The 16,356-nt window shown below is 71.2% G+C and carries 11 protein-coding genes, 1 tRNA gene and 1 riboswitch; of the genes, 6 read left to right on the top strand and 6 right to left on the bottom strand.

The annotated features are described in order from the left end of the window. Nucleotides 1–49: 49 nt before the first annotated feature. The 6 genes from ACZ5KV_RS12845 to ACZ5KV_RS12870 all read right to left on the bottom strand — a co-directional run bounded on the left by ACZ5KV_RS12845 (nucleotide 50) and on the right by ACZ5KV_RS12870 (nucleotide 8,751). Nucleotides 50–1,132: a TRAP transporter substrate-binding protein gene (locus tag ACZ5KV_RS12845; protein ID WP_464239704.1), complete on the bottom strand. Its 1,083-nt coding sequence runs from the start codon at nucleotides 1,130–1,132 to the stop codon at nucleotides 50–52. A gap of 391 nt (nucleotides 1,133–1,523) precedes the next feature. Then, nucleotides 1,524–2,528, bottom strand: a complete 1,005-nt coding sequence (locus ACZ5KV_RS12850) for an Ldh family oxidoreductase (RefSeq protein ID WP_464239705.1) — start codon at nucleotides 2,526–2,528, stop codon at nucleotides 1,524–1,526. A gap of 197 nt (nucleotides 2,529–2,725) precedes the next feature. Then, entirely contained in the window at nucleotides 2,726–5,032 is a 2,307-nt protein-coding gene (gene metE, locus ACZ5KV_RS12855) for a 5-methyltetrahydropteroyltriglutamate--homocysteine S-methyltransferase (RefSeq protein WP_464239706.1), read from the bottom strand. Nucleotides 5,033–5,161: 129 nt separating this feature from the next. Beyond that, a riboswitch (cobalamin riboswitch) is annotated at nucleotides 5,162–5,364 on the bottom strand. Nucleotides 5,365–5,413: 49 nt separating this feature from the next. Continuing rightward, entirely contained in the window at nucleotides 5,414–6,901 is a 1,488-nt protein-coding gene (locus ACZ5KV_RS12860) for a sigma-54-dependent transcriptional regulator (RefSeq protein ID WP_464239707.1), read from the bottom strand. Further along, on the bottom strand, nucleotides 6,886–8,370 hold the full coding sequence (locus tag ACZ5KV_RS12865) for a sensor histidine kinase (protein WP_464239708.1): 1,485 nt from the start codon (nucleotides 8,368–8,370) through the stop codon (nucleotides 6,886–6,888). The genes ACZ5KV_RS12860 and ACZ5KV_RS12865 overlap by 16 nt, the downstream gene beginning before the upstream one ends. Nucleotides 8,371–8,657: 287 nt before the next feature. Beyond that, nucleotides 8,658–8,751 (bottom strand) — tRNA-Sec (locus ACZ5KV_RS12870). A gap of 334 nt (nucleotides 8,752–9,085) precedes the next feature. Between ACZ5KV_RS12870 and ftsH the strand changes: the two genes are divergently transcribed. The 6 genes from ftsH to galU all read left to right on the top strand — a co-directional run bounded on the left by ftsH (nucleotide 9,086) and on the right by galU (nucleotide 16,176). Next, nucleotides 9,086–11,260 carry an ATP-dependent zinc metalloprotease FtsH gene (gene ftsH, locus ACZ5KV_RS12875; protein ID WP_464239709.1) on the top strand — a complete coding sequence of 725 codons (2,175 nt, stop codon included), beginning with the start codon at nucleotides 9,086–9,088 and terminating at the stop codon, nucleotides 11,258–11,260. 3 nt (nucleotides 11,261–11,263) lie between these two features. Then, nucleotides 11,264–12,178, top strand: coding sequence for a dihydropteroate synthase (gene folP / locus ACZ5KV_RS12880; RefSeq protein WP_464239710.1), 915 nt, complete (start codon nucleotides 11,264–11,266; stop codon nucleotides 12,176–12,178). Further along, nucleotides 12,171–12,923 (top strand): diadenylate cyclase CdaA, encoded by a 753-nt coding sequence (cdaA, locus tag ACZ5KV_RS12885; RefSeq protein WP_464239711.1) that lies wholly within the window; start codon nucleotides 12,171–12,173, stop codon nucleotides 12,921–12,923. The genes folP and cdaA overlap by 8 nt, the downstream gene beginning before the upstream one ends. A 3-nt stretch (nucleotides 12,924–12,926) precedes the next feature. After that, nucleotides 12,927–13,829, top strand: coding sequence for a CdaR family protein (locus ACZ5KV_RS12890; protein ID WP_464239712.1), 903 nt, complete (start codon nucleotides 12,927–12,929; stop codon nucleotides 13,827–13,829). A gap of 65 nt (nucleotides 13,830–13,894) precedes the next feature. Continuing rightward, a complete protein-coding gene (gene glmM / locus ACZ5KV_RS12895; protein ID WP_464239713.1) occupies nucleotides 13,895–15,247 on the top strand; it encodes a phosphoglucosamine mutase in 1,353 nt (450 codons plus the stop codon). 59 nt (nucleotides 15,248–15,306) lie between these two features. Continuing rightward, nucleotides 15,307–16,176 carry a UTP--glucose-1-phosphate uridylyltransferase GalU gene (galU, locus tag ACZ5KV_RS12900; RefSeq protein ID WP_464239714.1) on the top strand — a complete coding sequence of 290 codons (870 nt, stop codon included), beginning with the start codon at nucleotides 15,307–15,309 and terminating at the stop codon, nucleotides 16,174–16,176. Nucleotides 16,177–16,356 lie beyond the last annotated feature (180 nt).

The following is a 16,356-nucleotide window of genomic DNA, read 5'->3' on the forward strand; positions in this document are numbered from 1 at the left end:
CGCCGCTCCCCCGGGAGCGGCGGCCCTTCGGTTTCACCCGGGCGCGGGGCTAGACCATCCGCGCGAAGTATTCCTTGTCCGTGACCGCCGTCCAGGTCAGCCACTCGGCCATGAAGGCCTTGTAGTCGTCGTGGATTTTGCGGGTCATGGCGTCCTTGTCGGCCTCCTCCTCCAGCACCTCGGCGGACAGGGTGCGGAAGGTTTCCAGGACCTCGTCGGGGAAGGAGACGATCTCGACCTTGCCTTCGGCGCGGATTTCGGCCAGGGCCCGGGCGCTCTGGATGTCGAATTCGGCCAGCATGACGTTGGTCATCTTGGCGGCGGCGGCGTCGAGCACGGCCTTGAGGTCCGCGGGCAGGGCCTCGTAGGCGGCCTTGTTGAAGACCACCTCGGTGAAGCCCGTGGGCTCCTGCCAGGCGGGAGTGTAGTAGTACTTGGCGACGCGGTTCAGGCCCATGCGCAGGTCGAGCACGGGGCCGACCCAGTCGGTGGCGTCGATGACGCCGCGCTCCAGCGAGGTGTAGACCTCGCCGCCGGGCAGAAGGACCACCGCGGCCCCGGCCTTGGCGTAGACCCGGCCCGCCAGCCCCGGGAAGCGCAGCTTCATGCCCTTGAGGGCGTCCAGGGAGTCCACCTTCTTGTTGAACCAGCCGCCCATCTGGAAGGACGTGGTGCCCAGGGGCCGGGGCACGAGGTTGAAGCGCGAGTACAGCTCCTCCCACAGGGCCAGGCCGTTGCCCGCGTGGAACCAGGCGTTGTATCCGGCGGTGTTCATGCCGAAGGGCACGGAGGTGAACCACTGGGTGCCGGGGTGGTTGCCCGCCCAGTAGTAGGACGCGCTGTGGTAGCACTGGACCATGCCCTGGGACACGGCGTCGAAGGCGCCCATGGGCGGCACCAGTTCGCCCCCCGCGTAGACCTCGATGGTCAGCTCGCCGTCGGACATCTCGCCCACGAGCTTGGCGAAGCGCTCGGCGCCGGTTTGCAGGATGGGCATCCCGGCGGGCCAGGAGGTGACCATCTTCCAGGAAAAGGACTGCTTGGCCAGGACGGCGGGGGCGGCCACGGCGCCGGCGGCCACGCCAGCGGCCAGGCCCATGCCGGATTTCTTCAGGAATTCACGACGTTTCATGGGGCAGGACACCTCGGGTGCAGGGGTTGTGGAATAATCTATCGGCAGGGCATAGCGCATTTCGCGGCCCAAGGAAAGGGCGCGCCCGGCGGCGGAGTCGCGTGGGAACTGGGCGCCCGGGCAAGGCGGGCGGGCAGGGACGCGGCGGGAGCGGAAGAGAGCGGGGCGGCCGCGCCGGGCGTTGCGGAAGGGTGCGGGCCGATCCGCGCGAGCCCGCCCGCGCGCAATGGCGGGAGGAGGCGCCCGGGAAAAGGGACACGGGCACGGGGGGCGCCGGGGTCAGTTGGGCGACGGGCTTCAAGCGGCCCGACGGGCGGGGCAAGGCGGCGTGCGGCGGCAGACCCGCACGGCAAGAACACGGCGGCGGCCTGCGGATGCGGGCCGCCGCCGTTCAGCACAGGTCCAGGAGCTGCGCGTGCAGCGTCGCGGGCAGGTCGATGGCCCCGGCCTCGCGCGCGGCGCGGCGCAGGTCCGTCCTGCGGTCGCCGGGCAGGCGCGCGCCGGGCTGGTCCGCGACCTGTGCGAGCAGGGTTTCCACCCGCCGGGCAAAGCCTTCCCCGGCGCTGGCCGCCGGGTCGAGGACCAGGAAGCTCTGGCCCAGGCGCGGAGCCGGGCCGTCAGGGGAAAACAGGGTCAGCGGCTCCAGCTCGAAAGCCAGGGACGCGCCGGTCAGCGCGGCGGCCATGATCTCCACCAGCAGGGCCAGGGCCGAACCCTTGGGGCCGCCGAAGGGCAGCAGCGCGCCATCCAGGGCCCGGGCCGCGTCGCGCGTGGGCTGCCCCTGGGCATCCACGGCCACGCCCTCGGGGATGGGCTCGCCCGCCCTGGCGGCCAGCATGATCTTGCCCCGCGCCATGACGCCCATGGACAGGTCGATGACCAGCGGCGGCCCGGCCGCGCGCGGGCAACCCAGGGCCAGGGGATTGGTGCCGAAGGTCACCCGCGAGCCGCCGTGGGGCGCCAGGGCCCCGGGGGTGTTGGCGAACCCCAGGGCCAGCAGGCCCTCCCGGGCCAGATCGCCGACAGGGAAGCCGAGCACCCCGGCGTGGTGCGAGTTGCGCACGGCCAGCAGGGCCGCGCCCTGCTCCCGGGCCGCGCGCGCCGCCACGGGCAGCCCGTCGGCCAGGGCCCGGAAGGCGAAACCGCAGCGTGCGTCCGCCAGCACCGTTCCGGGCCGGGGGCGCTCCACGCGCGGCACGGCGTGGCCGTCCACCTTGCCGCTGGCGGCCTGGGCCGCGTAGGACGGCAGGCGCGAAAAGCCGTGGGAGGGAATGCCCTCCATCTCGGCCCGCAGCAGCGCGCGCACGGTGACGGCGGCGTTTTCCGGGCCCACGTCGTGCCGGGTGAGAATCCGTTCGCCCAGGGCCTGGGCGGCGTCGAGGGGGAGGCTGGGCATGGTCTGCTCCTGCGGGCCGAAGGACGCCCGGCTGGCGGCCCGGGGCCCAAGGGCGGCGCGGGCCTGGCTTCTGGTCTTGTGGTCCGCACCATGATACCAAACTCCGCCCCGGGCGAAAAGGCCGCCGCGGGTCGCAAAAACGGAGGCCGCGCCCGGGCGGGCGCGGCCTCCTTGCGGTTTCCTCTGGTGGGGCCCCGTCAGTCCTGCCCGCCCGCTCCGCTCAATCCGGCGCGGACCTCAAGGGCCGCCGCCACCATGTTGCGCAGGGATTCCAGGGTTTCGGGCCAGGCCCTGGTCTTCAGGCCGCAGTCGGGGTTGACCCACAGCCGCCCGGCGGGGATGAGCGCCAGGGCCGCGCGCAGCAGGCCGACCATCTCCCCGCGCGAGGGCACGCGCGGGCTGTGGATGTCGTACACCCCGGGGCCCACGGCGTTGGGGTAGTCGAATTCCCGGAAGGCCTGGAGCAGCTCCATGCCGCTGCGGCTGGACTCGATGCTGATCACGTCGGCGTCCATGGCCGCGATGGCCGGGAGGATGTCGTTGAACGAGCTGTAGCACATGTGGCTGTGGATCTGGGTGGCGTCGTCCACGCCCGAGGTGGCCAGCCGGAAGCAGTCCACGGCCCAGCGCAGGTAGTCCCCGCGCTCGGCCGCCGCCAGGGGCATGCCCTCGCGGAAGGCGGCCTCGTCGATCTGGATGATGCGCACCCCGGCGGCCTCCAGGTCGTGCACCTCGTCGCGCACGGCCAGGGCCAACTGGCGGCAGACCTCGGCCCGGGGCAGGTCGTCGCGCACGAAGCTCCAGCACAGGATGGTCACCGGCCCGGTGAGCATGCCTTTCATGGGCCGCGCGGTCAGGGACTGGGCGTAGGTGATCCACGGCACGGTCATGGCCCCGGGGCGGCTCACGTCGCCGCAGATCACCGGCGGCTTGACGCAGCGGCTGCCGTAGCTCTGCACCCAGCCGTTGCCCGTGAAGCGGAAGCCCGCCAGTTGCTGGCCGAAATACTCCACCATGTCGTTGCGCTCGGCCTCGCCGTGCACGAGCACGTCCAGGCCCAGATCCTCCTGGATGCGCACCACGCGGGCGATCTCCTCCCGGAGGAAGCCCTCGTAGCCCGCCCGGTCGATGGCGCCGTCGCGCAGCAGCTTGCGCTGGCGGCGGATTTCGGCGGTCTGCGGGAAGGAGCCGATCGTGGTGGTGGGCAGCAGGGGCAGGTCCAGCCAGCCCTGGGCCTCGCGGCGCACGGCGTAGGGGCTCTTACGGCGCAGCATGGCTTCGTCCACGCCCGCGCAGCGCGCGCGCACGGCCGGGTCGCGGGTCAGGGGGCTGTCGCGCCGCGAGGCCACGGCCCGGTCGCTGGCGGCCAGGGCCCCGGGGCGTTCGCGCCCTTCGAGCAGGTCGCCCAGGGCGCCCAGTTCGGCGCATTTCTGGGTGGCGAAGGCCATCCAGCCCCGCACCTCGGGGTCCAGGTCCGTTTCGGCGTCCAGGTCCACGGGCACATGCAGCAGGGAGCACGACGAGGCGACCATCAGCCCCTCGGGCCCCCGGCGGCGGGCCGCGTCCTCAAGCAGGGCCACGGTCCGGCGCAGGTCCGTACGCCAGATGCCGCGCCCGTCCACAACACCCGCCGAGAGCACCATGCCCTCGGGCATCCGGTCGAGCAGCGCGGGCAGGCTGCGCGCCCCGCGCACGAGGTCCACGTGCAGCCCCCGGCAGCCCGAGGCCAGGGCCAGGTCCAGCCCCGGGCCGTCCAGGGCGCCGAAGTAGGCCGCCAGCAGCAGCCCGCTGCGGCCCACGGCGCCGTTCAGCGCCGCGCAGGCGCGCGGGAAGGCTGCCCGGGCCTGGGCGGGCAGGTCCGTGCACAGGATGGGCTCGTCGATCTGAATCCACGGGCACAGGCCGTCCAGTTCGGCCAGCAGGGCCGCGTAGGCTCCCAGCACCTCGTCCAGCCGGGCCCACGGGTCCTGGCCGTCCATGCCCTTGGCCAGGGCCAGGAAGGTCACCGGGCCGAGCAGCACCGCCTTGGGCCGGTGGCCGTGCTCCAGGGCAAGGCGCACGTCGTCCGCCAGGGCCCGCGAGGTCAGGCCCAGGCGCTGGCCGGGCTCCAGTTCGGGCACGATGTAGTGGTAGTTGGTGTCGAACCACTTGGTCATTTCCATGGCCGCGACGCCGCGTGCGGCGTCGCCCCGGGCCATGCGGAAGGCCAGCTCCGGGGTCGAGCCCGGGGCTGTGTCCGGGGCAACGTCCGGCCCGGCGAAGCGCCGGGGCACGGCCCCGAGCATCAGTGCGGTGTCGAGCACGTGGTCGTAGAACGAGAAGTCGCCCACGGCGACCAGGGACAGCCCGGCGCGGCGCTGGATGTCCCAATGGCGCAGGCGCAGCTCGCGGCCTGTGGCCGCGAGGCCCTCCAGGGTCACCTCGCCGCGCCAGCAGCCCTCCAGGGCCGCCTTGAGTTCGCGGCGGACGCCGATACGCGGGAAACCGGGAATGTGCCTTTCCATCTGTCACTCCTTTCAGCAAAACGTTGGTGAAAGGGAGCAACGACACTCGAAACGAAGACGCCACAAGGCGGGACCGCCCCGGGAGGACTCCCCGGGCGGCTGCGCATGTCTGTCCATTTCGCGAGACAGTCGTGCTCCATGCACCCGGGGCGTCTCCTGGCTTCCGACCCCCATGGGGCCACGCTCTTCCCACGGCTGGGGCCGCAGTGGGCGTGGCGGGGTTTCGTGTCGGTTACAGTGGCGCGTCCGCGACGGATTTACACCGTCTTCCGTTTCCCGGGTGCGGATCGATTCAGGCAGTCTAGTGTGCCCCGGGGTTCAGGGCAAGAAATTTGCGGGCCGGAGCCGGATCCCGGTTGCGGCCATGGCTCCGGCCTTGCCTCAGCCCTCGCCGCGCCCCTCGCTGCGCCCGGACACCAGGGCCTGCACGCGGATGGCGTACTTGTCCATGCGCGCCAGCAGCGTCGGCCGCGAGACGCCCAGCAGCCGCGCGGCCTGGGTCCGGTTGCCGCCGGTCAGGCGCAGGGCCTCCTCGATGGTCCGGGCCGCGAAAAGATCGACCACCTCGTCAAGCACGTGCTCGCCGCCGCGCGTAAGCCGGGCGCGCACGAAGCGGCCCACGGCCTCGTGGAAATCGTCCCCCGGCGGGGTCTCGCCGGGCCGGTCGCCATGGATGGCGCCGAGCACCTCGTCGGCCCCCAGGGGCGCCCCGCGCGAAAAGATCAGCGCCTTGTGGACCACGTTGACCAGCTCGCGCACGTTGCCCGGCCAGGAGTGCCCGGCCAGGGCCCGGCGGGCGGCGTCGGTGAAGCCCGGGGCGGGCACGCCCATGGCCCGGGCATGGCGGGCCAGGAAGTGGTCGGCCAGCAGGTCCACGTCGCCCTCGCGCTCGCGCAGGGGCGGCAGCCACAGGGTGACCACCCGCAGCCGGTAGTAGAGATCCTCGCGGAAGCGGCCCTCGGCCACGGCGGCCTCCAGGTCGCGGTTGGTGGCGGCGATGATGCGCACGTCCACCCGGCGCGGGCCCATGCCGCCCAGGCGCTCGACGCTGCGTTCCTCCAGCAGGCGCAGGAGCTTGCCCTGAATGGGCAGGGGCATGTCGCCGATCTCGTCCAGGAACACCGTGCCGCCGTCGGCCTGCTCGATCTTGCCCACCCGGCGGGCCACGGCGCCGGTGAAGGCGCCTTTCTCGTAGCCGAACAGCTCGCTTTCCAGAAGCGTTTCGGGAATGGCCACGCAGTTGATGACCACGAACGGCGCGTCTTTGCGCGGGCCGTGCTGGTAGACCAGCCGGGCGGCCAGCTCCTTGCCCGTGCCCGACTCGCCGCGCACGAGCACGGTCGCCCCGGTGCCCGCCACGCGGCCGATGGCCTTGTAGAGCCCCTGCATGGCCTGGCTGCGGCCCACGAGCACGTCGCCCGCCCCGTCCGCGCCCTCGTCGTCCTTCCCGTCCTGGCCGCCTTCGCCGCCGGGCCCGGCGGCCACGGCCACGGCCCGGCGCTGAAAGCGCCCGGCCTCCAGGGCCTGATCGATGAGCACCAGGATGTCGGGGATGTCGAAAGGCTTGAGCACGTAGTCGAAGGCGCCCAGGCGGGTGGCCTCGATGGCCGTCTCCGTGGTGCCGTAGGCGGTCATGATGATGGCCGTGAGCCGGGGCTCCACCGCGCGCATGGCCCGGAAGCCCTCCAGTCCGTTCATGCCCGGCAGGCGCACGTCCATGATGACCAGATCCGGCACGGCCTCGCCCACGGCGCGGACCCCGGCCTCTGCGGAATTGGCCGTGCGCACGTCGTGGCCCTCCTGGGCCAGCAGGCGGCGGAAGCTTTCGCGCAACTGGGCGTCGTCGTCCACGATCAGGATCTGTGCCACTGGCCGTCCTCCTTGCCGGGCAGGGTGATGGAGAACTGCGCCCCGCCGCCCTCGCGCGATTTGGCCGTGATCCAGCCGCCGTGCTCCTCCACGATGCGCCGGGCGATGGCCAGCCCCAGGCCGGTGCCCTCCTCCTTGGAACTGAAGAAGGGCTGGAAGACCTGTTCGCGCAGGGCGGGCGGAATGCCCGGGCCCGTGTCGGCCACGCGCATGACCACCACGTTGCCCAGGGGGTCGGCGTAGCCGCGCTCCACGGTGATCTCGATCCGTCCGCCCCCGGTGAGCACGGTCATGGCCTCGCAGGCGTTGACCAGCAGGTTCACCAGCACTTCCTTGAGCTGCTCGGGGTCGGCCATGACCGGGCAGGGCTCCGCCGGAATGCGCAGATCGACCTCCACGCCGTAGGATTCCAGACGGTGGCGCATGAGGGTCAGGGCGGCCCGGACCACCTCCCCGGCGCCCACAAGCTGCTTGTGCGGCTTGGCCGGGCGCGAGAAATCCAGGAAATTTCTGGCGATGGCGTCGATGTGCCCGATCTCCTCGGTGATGACCTCGAAGTCCTCGCGCTGTTCGTCGCTCAGGCGCAGGCTGCGGCCCAGGGAAAACAGGCGGATCTTCACCGAGGTCAGCGGGTTGCGGATGCTGTGGGCCACGCTGGCGGCCAGCTTGCCGGTCAGGGCCCATTTCTCGGCCTGCACCAGATGCTCCCGGCTTTTTTCCAGCTTGTGCCGCGCGGCGCCCACGTCCTGGAGCAGGTCGCGCACGCGCCGGCCCAGGGCGGTGATCTCGTTGCCCGGGCCGGGGGCAGTCAGGTCCATGGCCTCGGCGAGGCTGTGGATGGGCCGCAGCACGTGGCGCACGAGCACGAAGGCCAGCACCCCTACCAGAGACAGCGCCACGGGCATGAACCCCAGGGCCGCCCCGCTGACCACGGCCATGCGCTGGCGCCCGGCCTGCCCGGCCTGGCGCAGGCGCGCCTCGTGCAGGTCGCGGTGGTCCTGGCAGAGCTGGAGCACCTGGGCGTACTGGGCGCGGATGCCCTGGTGCAGGGCCGCGCCCTCGTCGCGCCGCCCGTCGCGGTAGAGCGCGAGCACCGCGCCGCGGCCCTGGGTATAGTGCAGATAGCCGGACTCGATGGCGCCCACCAGGGTCTGGGCCTCGGCGTCGGGCGCCAGGGCCCGGGCCCGGGCCAGCAGCGTCTCGAAGCCCGTCCCGCTGCGCTCCAGGCGTTCCAGCCAGCGCGGGTCGCCGTCCAGGAAATAGTAGGTCGTCAGCCCGCGCTGCTCCAGCAGGGCGTCCACCAGCCGCCCCGAGGCCTCGTAGGCCGTCAGGTCGCGGTCCAGCACGCCGGAAAGCAGCGCGTCGGCCTTGTGGGTGTACCACAGGACCATGGCGCCGCCCGCCAGGGCCACGGCCACGATGGCCGCCAGCAGCGAAAAGATGTGTACGCGCAGGGACAAGCGGGGCATGGAACGCCGGACCTCCCCCCGGCCGGGCCGGGAACCCGGCAATCAAACCCGCAACGGGCGGCCATGGCAAGGGGAATCTGGTTGCCCCGGGGCCGGACGGCACGACCGGGAGCCCCACCCGCCGCGCACCCCGGGGCCCGGCGGCCGGAGCCGCCGGGAAGGCCCAAACGCAGGCCGGGGACAAGCGGCGGCCCCCCGCGGGGTTTGCTGGCCGCGCGCCCGAAAAAAAAGAGCCCTCCGGGCACCCGCCCTGAAGAGCTCTTTCATTTTACCGGAAAATCCAAGAATGGCGGAAGCGTATAGGAGTCGAACCTACCTGCGGGGGTAAGCCCGCACACTGGTTTTGAAGACCAGGCGCCACACCGGTGACGACACGCTTCCGCGCCTTTTCGCGCCGTTTCGCGCAAAGGAAGACCTCTCTAGCAGGTGCGGCGGCTTTGGGCAAGGCCGCGCCGGAGTATGCACGTTTGGACACCGCGCCGGGCCCCGCGCGCCCCCGCCCGGCCGGGCGTTTTCCCCGGCGCCCTTTGCGTGGACAGGGCAGGGCCGCTGTGCTAGTTGGAATTCTGGCCCGCCCCGGCGCGGCGCGGTGGAAATACCGCGCAATATCCAAGAAATGCACCGCCCGCCTTGCCTGGGCCCGCCAGGGGACTTATAGTCCCCCGACCGGGGCCCCGCGCCCCTTCCGACGAGCGCACAACGAGGAGCAGACGCCTTGAACAACGTCACCCGGAACCTCTTTCTCTGGTTGGCCATCTCGCTGGTGATGGTCTTCCTGTTCAACATGTTCAACCAGCAGCCGCGCACGCAGCTCACCATGAGCTACACCGAGTTCCTGCAAAACGTGGACAGCAACCAGATTGCCGAGGTCACCATCCAGGGCCGCGACATCCTGGGCCAGACCGTCTCGGGCGAGCGCTTCAGCACCTACGCCCCCGACGACCCCGCCCTGGTGGGCAAGCTCGTGGACAAGGGCATCCAGGTCAACGCCAAGCCCGTTGAGGATTCGCCCTGGCTCACGGTCTTCGTCTCCTGGTTCCCCATGCTGCTGCTCATCGGCGTGTGGATATTCTTCATGCGCCAGATGCAGTCCGGCGGCGGCAAGGCCATGAGCTTCGGCCGCTCGCGGGCCAAGATGATCACCCAGGACCAGTCCAAGGTCACCTTCGACGACGTGGCGGGCGTGGACGAGGCCAAGGAGGAACTCTCCGAGGTCGTGGACTTTTTGTCCAATCCGCGCAAGTTCACCCGCCTGGGCGGGCGCATCCCCAAGGGCGTGCTGCTCGTCGGCCCTCCCGGCACGGGCAAGACCCTGCTGGCCCGCGCCGTGGCCGGCGAGGCCGGGGTGCCCTTCTTCTCCATCTCCGGTTCGGATTTCGTGGAGATGTTCGTGGGCGTGGGCGCATCGCGCGTGCGCGACCTGTTCATCCAGGGCAAGAAAAACGCGCCCTGCCTGATCTTCATCGACGAGATCGACGCCGTGGGCCGCCAGCGCGGCGCGGGCCTGGGCGGCGGGCACGACGAACGCGAGCAGACCCTGAACCAGCTTCTGGTCGAGATGGACGGCTTCGAGTCCAACGAAGGCGTCATTCTCATCGCCGCCACCAACCGCCCCGACGTGCTCGACCCGGCGCTGCTGCGCCCGGGCCGTTTCGACCGCCAGGTGGTCGTGCCGACCCCCGACGTGCGCGGCCGCAAGCGCATCCTCGACGTGCACACCCGGCGCACGCCCCTGGGCGCCGACGTGGATACCGACGTGATCGCCCGGGGCACCCCCGGCTTCTCCGGGGCGGACCTGGAAAACCTCGTCAACGAGGCCGCCCTCCAGGCCGCCAAGCTCGGGCGCGACCAGGTGCTCATGGCCGACTTCGAGATGGCCAAGGACAAGGTGCTCATGGGCAAGGAGCGGCGCAGCGTCATCCTCTCCGACGAGGAAAAGCGCACCACGGCCTACCACGAGGCGGGCCACGCCCTCATCGGCAAGCTGCAACCCCACGCCGACCCGGTGCACAAGGTGTCCATCATTCCGCGCGGCATGGCCCTGGGCGTGACCATGCACCTGCCCGTGGACGACCGCCACAACTACAGCCGCGAATACCTCGAAGGCCAGCTCTCGGGCCTGCTGGCCGGGCGCGCCGCCGAGGAGCTGATCTTCGGCCAGCGCACCACCGGCGCCAGCAACGACATCGAGCGCGCCACGGGCATCGCCCGCAAGATGGTCACCCAGTGGGGCATGAGCGACGCCATCGGGCCCCTGGCCCTGGCCGAAAAGGACGATTCGGTGTTCCTGGGCCGCGAGATGATCCGCCACAAGGTCCACAGCGAGGACACCGCCCGGCTCATCGACTCCGAGATCCGGCGCATCGTGGACGAGGCCAACGAGCGGGCCCTGACGCTGCTGCGCGACAACATGGACACCCTGCACGCCATCGCGGCGGCCCTGCTGGAGCGCGAAACCATCTCCGGCGCGGACATCGACCTCATCATGCAGGGCAAGCCCCTGCCCAAGGTCGCGGGCCCCGGCGCGCAGGACGGCCCGGCCCTGGGGCGCCCCGGCTCCGGCCCCGAGGGCTCCGGCTCCGGCGGCGCGGCCCCGGCGGCGCCTGCCGCTCCCGCCGCCCCGGCTGCACCGGCGGCTCCGGCCGCCCCGACGGGCCAGGGCAGCGCCCCGGCCCCCAAGGAGGACACCGGCGAGCACATGGCCGGGGAATACGCCTCGCCCATGGCCGGAGCCACCCCGCCCACGCCCGGAGACCGGCCCAAGAGCCTGTTCCGCAAGGTCATGGACGGCGAGCTCGACGTGGCCGGGGCCCAGCGCGACGGCGGGGAGTTCCGCCTGGAGCCCGACGACTCCGCCGGGCCCGGGGAAAAGGACAAAAGCGGGAACTAGGCAATGCAGGAACGCATTTTCTGGAATGTCACCGGGGGACGGGTCCTTGGCCCGGCCCCCTTTTTCGTGGTCGGCATCGTCAACGCCACGCCGGATTCGTTCTACGACGGCGGGCGCCACGACGCCCCCGAAGCCGCCGTGGCCCACGGGCTGCGCCTGCTGGCCGAGGGAGCGATGGTCCTCGACGTGGGCGGCGAGTCCACCCGCCCGGGGGCCGAGGCCGTCGACGCCGAACAGGAAATGGCCCGGGTGCTGCCCGTCATCCAGGGGCTGGCCGGGCATATCTGCGGCTCCCAGGACCTGGCCGCCGGGCCCTCGGCCGCCATCAGCGTGGACACCTTCAAGGCCCGGGTGGCCGCCGCCGCGCTGGACGCCGGGGCCGCCGTGGTCAACGACATCTCGGCCTGCCGCTTCGAGCCCGAGCTGCTGGACGTGCTCGGGCAGTACAGGCCCGGCTACGTGCTCATGCACAGCCTGGGCCGCCCCGGCACCATGCAGCAGGCCCCACGCTACGACAACGTGGTCCACGACATCATCGCCTTTTTCGAGGAACGCCTGCGGGCCCTGACGGCCGCGGGCCTGCCCGAGGACAACATCGTCATCGACCCCGGCATCGGCTTCGGCAAGACCCTGGAACACAACCTGACCATCCTGCGCCACATCGAGGCCTTCGGCGTGCTGGGCCTGCCGCTGTACGTGGGGCTGTCCAACAAGTCCATGTTCCAGCACCTGCTCGGCCTGCCCGTGCAGGAGCGCACCGGGGCGACCCAGGCCGCCGTGGCCGTGCTGGCCTCGCGCGGGGTGCGCATCCACCGGGTCCACGACGTGGCCCGCACGGTGCAGACCCTCACCGTGGCCGAGGCCCTGCGCGGGCCGCAGCGCAAGCCCAGGCCGCCGGAGGTGCCGCCCCGTGATTGACCTCGGCTGGCTGCGCATATCCTGGCGCGAGATCGTGGACATCGCGCTGGTCGCCTTCATCTTCTACCGGCTGATCCTGCTCATCCGGGGCACCCGGGCGCTGTCGGTGCTGTGGGGGCTCATGCTGGTGGTCCTGGTCTACTACCTCTCCGAGGTCTTCGGCCTGCTGACCCTCAACTGGCTGCTGGCCAACTTCCTGGGGTCCATCTTCCTGGTGGTCATCATTCTTTTCCAAAGCGACATCCGCAACGCCCTGTCCCAGGTGGGGGCGGGGCGGCTGTGGCGCAAGCGGCCCAGCGTGGAGGACGAGACCTTCGAGCAACTCGTCACCGCCATGCTGGACATGGCCAAGCGGCACATCGGCGCGCTGGTGGTCATCGAAAAGAACGTGCCCCTGGGCGACCTGACCGAACGCGGCGTGACCCTGGACGCCCGCCTCTCGCGCGACCTGCTGCTGACCATTTTCCACATCGACACGCCCCTGCACGACGGCGCGGTGCTGCTGCGCGCCGGGCGGGTGCTGGCGGCGGGCTGCATCCTGCCCCTGGCCTCCGGCGTGCGCCAGAAGTCGTCCTTCGGCACGCGCCACCGCGCGGCCATCGGCGTCACCGAGGAAACGGACGCCGTGGCCCTGGTGGCCTCCGAGGAGCGCGGCGAGGTGTCCATCGCCATCGGCGGACGGCTCACCGCCGCCCTGGACGAGGTGCGCCTGCGGCGCGTCCTCAAACGGGCCTGGGAGAAGTAGCCCATGCTGCGCAATTGGCAATACCGGCTCATGGCCCTGGCCCTGGCCCTGGCCTGCTGGTACATCGTCACCGGCCGCGAGAAGGTTCAGACCGTGGTGGAAATGCCCGTGGAGGTCGTGGGCGCGCGGCCGGACATCCTGGTGCTCGACGGGCTGGCCGACAAGATCACCGTGCGCGTGCGCGGGCCCCGGGCCCTGGTGCGGCGCCTGGAGGAACGGCGCCCGGCCTACACCCTGGACCTCTCGCACCTGGAGCCCGGCCAGACCCAGATCCCCTTCGAGGCCGAGCACATCCCCCTGTCCATGGCCCTGGAGGTGGTGGACATCGACCCGCCCGGGGTGACCCTCACGGCGGACCGGCTCATGGAGCGCGAGGTGCCCGTGCGCCCGGTGTGGTCCGGCGATCCGGGCAAGGACTACGAGCTTGTTTCCGTCACGGCCTCGCCGGAAACGGTGCGCGTGCGCGGGCCCATGGCCCTGGTTTCGGAACTCAAGGAAATCGCCACCCGCGAGGCGGCGGTCAACGCCACGGGCCAGGGCGAATACGTGGTGCGCGCCGACCTGGACCTGCCCCGGACCCTGGCGGCGGACCCGCAGGCCGTGCGCGTGCTGGTGGACTTCGCCGTCAAGCGCAAGAGCCTGTGGCTCAAGCTGCCCGTGAAGGTGCTGCCCGAAACCTTGCAGCACGCGAGCGTGGCGCCCGCCACGGTGCAGGTGCGCGTGCTGGTGCCCCTGCCGCTCTCGCGCGAGAAGGACCTCGCCGCCCAGTGCATGGCCTACGTGCTGCCGCCCTCGGGCCTGGAGCCCGGCACGCACCGGTTGCCCGTGCGCCTCAAGCTGCCGGACGGCTGCACCCTGGAAAAGGCCGCCCCCGAAACACTGGAACTCAGAATCAAAAAGCAGTAGCATCGCGCCTCGTTTTTGCCCGCAGCCCGCCAGGGGCGCGGTATCCTTGGCTATCGAGAGGAACAATGGTCAAACGCTTTTTCGGCACCGACGGGCTGCGCGGCCGGGTCAACGAATTCCCGATGCTGCCCGAAACCGTCCTGCGCCTGGGGCTGGCCGCCGGGCAGTATTTCCGCAACGGCAAGAAGCGCCACAAGGTGCTCATCGGCAAGGACACGCGCATCTCGGGCTACATCTTCGAGACGGCCCTGACCTCGGGCCTGTGCGCCGCGGGCATGGACGTGATGCTCGTGGGCCCCATGCCCACCCCGGCCATTTCGTTTCTCACGCGCAGCATGCGCTGCGATCTGGGCGTGGTCATCTCCGCCTCGCACAACCCCTATTACGACAACGGCATCAAGTTCTTCGACAGCCAGGGCTACAAGCTGCCCGACGAGGTGGAGGACGAAATCGCCGAATTGGTGCTCGACCCCTGCACCGACTGGGACTACCCGCCCCAGGACCGCGTGGGCAAGACCGCCCGCGTGGTGGACAGCATGGGCCGCTACGTGGTCACCCTCAAGCACACCTTCCCGGCGGACCGGACCCTGGACGGAGTGAAGGTCGTACTCGACTGCGCCCACGGCGCCACCTACCGCGTGGCGCCCATGGTCCTGAGCGAGCTGGGGGCCGAGGTGGTGGCCATGGGCGTCGCGCCCGACGGCACCAACATCAACGACGGCTGCGGCTCGCTGCACCCCGACAAGGTGGCCGAGCGCGTGGTGGCCGAAGGCGCGGACATCGGCCTGGCCCTGGACGGCGACGGCGACCGGCTCATCGTCGTGGACGAGAAGGGCACCGTGCTCGACGGCGACCAGATCATGGCCCTGTGCGCCCAGGACAAGATGGATCGCGGCGTGCTGCGCGGCAATCTGCTGGTGGCCACGGTGATGAGCAACATGGCCCTCGAGGTCTTCATGCGCGAGCGCGGCGGCACCCTGCTGCGCACCCCCGTGGGCGACCGCTACGTGGCCGAGGCCATGCGCGCCCGGGGCGCCGTGCTCGGCGGCGAGCAGTCCGGGCACCTGATCTTCTCCAACTATTCCACCACCGGCGACGGCATCCTGGCCGCCCTGCAACTGCTGCGCATCATGACCGCGCGCGCCCGGCCGCTGTCCGAACTGGCCGGGCTGCTCACGCCCTACCCGCAGGAGCTGATCAACGTGCCCGTGGCGGGCAAGCGGCCCTTCGGGGAGCTGCCCGAGCTGATGGCCGCCGTGGCCCAGGCCGAGGCCGAGCTGGCCGGGCGCGGGCGCGTGCTGCTGCGCTACTCGGGCACCGAGCCCAAGGCCCGGGTCATGGTCGAGGGCCAGGACGCCGCCCAGGTACTTTCCCTGGCGGAATCCCTGGCCGAAGTGGTCCGCCGGGTCTTGAATTAGCCGCCCGTTTCCGTATTCTGAACTCCGGGCAAGGACGCACAACCCAAGGAGAACCGGCCATGGACATCCGCAAAGTCGTGATCCCCGTCGCGGGCTGGGGCACCCGTTCCCTGCCGGCCACCAAGAACGTGCCCAAGGAGCTTCTGCCCGTCTACAAGAAGCCCGTGGTCCAGTATGTGGTGGAGGAGGCCATCAACACCGGCCTGACCGAGGTGGTCTTCATCAACAACCAGACCAAGACCATCATCGAGGACCACTTCGACCACAACTGGGTGTTGGAAGAACTGCTGGAACGCAAGGGCAAGACCGAACTGCTCGCAGAGATCCGCGCCGTGGCCGAGATGGCCAGCATCATCTCCGTGCGCCAGAAGAAGCAGCTCGGCCTGGGCCACGCGGTGCTCTGCGCCCAGGGCGTCATCAACGACGACCCCTTCGGCGTCATGGTCGGCGACGATCTCATGTTCGGCATGGAGCCGGGCATCAAGCAGCTTGTGGACGTGGCCAAGGCCGAGCGCCTGTCGGTGGTCGGCGTGGTCGAGGTGCCCCTGAACAAGGTGGACCGCTACGGCATCATCCAGGGCGAGGAGTTCGCCCCGGGCATCTTCCGCGTGCGCCAGATGGTCGAAAAGCCCGCCGTGGCCGACGCTCCCTCGCGCATGGCCGTGGTCGGCCGCTACGTGCTCATGCCCGAGGTCTTCGAGCACCTGCGCGGCCTGAAGCCCGGCGTGGGCGGCGAAATCCAGCTCACCGACGCCCTGGAGATCATGGCCAAGGAAAACCGCCTGCTGGCCGTGCGCATGCGCGGGCGGCGCTTCGACGCGGGCGACTGGGCCGAATACCTGACGGCCAACATCTATTTCGCCTTGCAGGACGAGGAATTGCGCGACGACCTGGTGCGCAACCTTCAGGAACTGCTGTCCTGCAAATAGCCGGGCTCCGGCCCGCCGCACCAAGGCCCCCGGAGCGGACGCCCGCCTCGGGGGCCTTGCCGCGCCCGGGGCGGGCGGCTCGCTCGTGCGGCCCGTTCGTGCGGCTTGACGGCTCCCGGCCCGGGGGTCAGGATGCCCCTGGCGCCCCACCGCGGGCGCACGGCCCGCGACGACGACCCG

The organism is Desulfocurvus thunnarius (assembly GCF_055390965.1).

Bases quoted from the DNA above. Each gene is read 5' to 3' on its own strand.
- ACZ5KV_RS12890 (WP_464239712.1), top strand. From the start codon at position 12,927: ATGCTGCGCAATTGGCAATACCGGCTCATGGCCCTGGCCCTGGCCCTG.
- ACZ5KV_RS12845 (WP_464239704.1), bottom strand. From the start codon at position 1,132: ATGAAACGTCGTGAATTCCTGAAGAAATCCGGCATGGGCCTGGCCGCT.
- ACZ5KV_RS12850 (WP_464239705.1), bottom strand. From the start codon at position 2,528: ATGCCCAGCCTCCCCCTCGACGCCGCCCAGGCCCTGGGCGAACGGATT.
- galU (WP_464239714.1), top strand. From the start codon at position 15,307: ATGGACATCCGCAAAGTCGTGATCCCCGTCGCGGGCTGGGGCACCCGT.
- metE (WP_464239706.1), bottom strand. From the start codon at position 5,032: ATGGAAAGGCACATTCCCGGTTTCCCGCGTATCGGCGTCCGCCGCGAA.
- glmM (WP_464239713.1), top strand. From the start codon at position 13,895: ATGGTCAAACGCTTTTTCGGCACCGACGGGCTGCGCGGCCGGGTCAAC.
- ACZ5KV_RS12865 (WP_464239708.1), bottom strand. From the start codon at position 8,370: ATGCCCCGCTTGTCCCTGCGCGTACACATCTTTTCGCTGCTGGCGGCC.
- folP (WP_464239710.1), top strand. From the start codon at position 11,264: ATGCAGGAACGCATTTTCTGGAATGTCACCGGGGGACGGGTCCTTGGC.